This window comes from Metallibacterium sp. (assembly GCF_054637675.1).
Window position 1 is genome coordinate 1 of sequence record NZ_JBTSRB010000071.1, and the last position, 1,283, is coordinate 1,283.

Consider the following 1,283-nt stretch of genomic DNA (forward strand, 5'->3'; position numbering starts at 1 on the left):
AGGTGTGTTGGTGGACTGGATCCCCGCCTGCGCGGGGATGACGAGGGGAAAGTGTGGGATGACGAGGGGAAAGTGTGGGATGACGAGGCAGGGGCATGGCGGCTTGTTCGGGGGTCAGGCGCATGGGTTCAGTTGAAGTTCGTCATTCCCGCGAAAGAACGTCATCCCCGAATGCTTGTGTCGGGGACGGGAAACCAGGTGTGTTGGTGGACTGGATCCCCGCCTGCGCGGGGATGACGAGGGGAAAGTGTGGGATGACGAGGGGAAAGTGTGGGATGACGAGGCAGGGGCATGGCGGCTTGTTCGGGGGTCAGGCGCATGGGCGGGATCGGATTCAAGGCGCAGGCGGATTCGCGGGCAACAGGCCCAACCGCCGGCCGAGGCTGCGCAGGCGCATGATCACGCCGGCCAGGATCTCGGTGGCCTCGCGGATGGCCTGCAGCACCTCGGGCATGGCAGCGGCTTCGAGGTCGTAATCGTGGGTGAGGCGATTGCGCAGGGCGCGCAGTTCCATCCACACCTCGGCCTGCTCGATCAAGTCCTGCCGCACCGCCCAGTCGATCACGTCCGCGAAGCCGCGATAGCGCTCGCCGATCATCGCGTGGGCGTGCCGCAGCGCGGCGGAGAGCTGGTCCTGCAGCTTGGTGTAGCGGTCGTTGATGGATGCCAGGCGCTCGAGCACCTCGGCATTGTCGAGATCGCTCGGCGCGAGCGCCTTGGGCAGGCGCTCCAGCGAATAACGCAGACCCGACTCGATGCGCGTCAGCACGTGCAGTTGCTGTTGCAGCAGGGCCTGCTGCTGGGCGAACAGGGCGCTCATGCCAGCGGCACTCCGGTGAGGCGCGCGATTTCGTGGATGGGTTGCGGACGGGTGCCCGCCGCGCGCACCACGATGTCGATGCGCTGCTCGCCCAGCCGTTGCTGCAGCAGGCTCCACAGCCGTGCTTGCTGCTGTATCGCAGAACCACTGCCTTGCACGGTTTCCAAATACAGGTCGATGTCGCCGCCGTGCTTGGCGTCGTCCACGCGCGAACCGAACAGCCACACGCGCGCATCGCTGCCGAATACCTCGGCGGCGGCGCTGCGGATGATGGCGGCTTGTTCGGGGGTCAGGCGCATGGGCTGTTCAATGGGCTGCGGAATGAGGCCGGGATCCTTCGCTGCGCTCAGGATGACCAACGCGACCGAAGGAAGTCCAGAGGAGAAGTCCCCAAGGGACGACAAAGAACTTGGGGTGCGCTGGCGACTGTACGCCCACTCGGATTCGTCATTCCCGCGAAAGC

Annotated in this window: 2 protein-coding genes; both read right to left on the reverse strand. The window is 65.7% G+C overall.

Annotation, left to right across the window (positions count from 1 at the left end):
* Positions 1-334: 334 nt before the first annotated feature.
* On the reverse strand, positions 335-820 hold the full coding sequence (locus tag ACYDAT_RS14820; protein ID WP_461451097.1) for a hypothetical protein: 486 nt from the start codon (positions 818-820) through the stop codon (positions 335-337).
* On the reverse strand, positions 817-1,119 hold the full coding sequence (locus ACYDAT_RS14825) for a hypothetical protein (RefSeq protein WP_461451099.1): 303 nt from the start codon (positions 1,117-1,119) through the stop codon (positions 817-819). The genes ACYDAT_RS14820 and ACYDAT_RS14825 overlap by 4 nt, the downstream gene beginning before the upstream one ends.
* Positions 1,120-1,283 lie beyond the last annotated feature (164 nt).

What these genes read in the sequence shown, in the direction of transcription:
- ACYDAT_RS14820 (WP_461451097.1), bottom strand. Translation starts at nt 820, where the DNA reads ATGAGCGCCCTGTTCGCCCAGCAGCAGGCCCTGCTGCAACAGCAACTG.
- ACYDAT_RS14825 (WP_461451099.1), bottom strand. Translation starts at nt 1,119, where the DNA reads ATGCGCCTGACCCCCGAACAAGCCGCCATCATCCGCAGCGCCGCCGCC.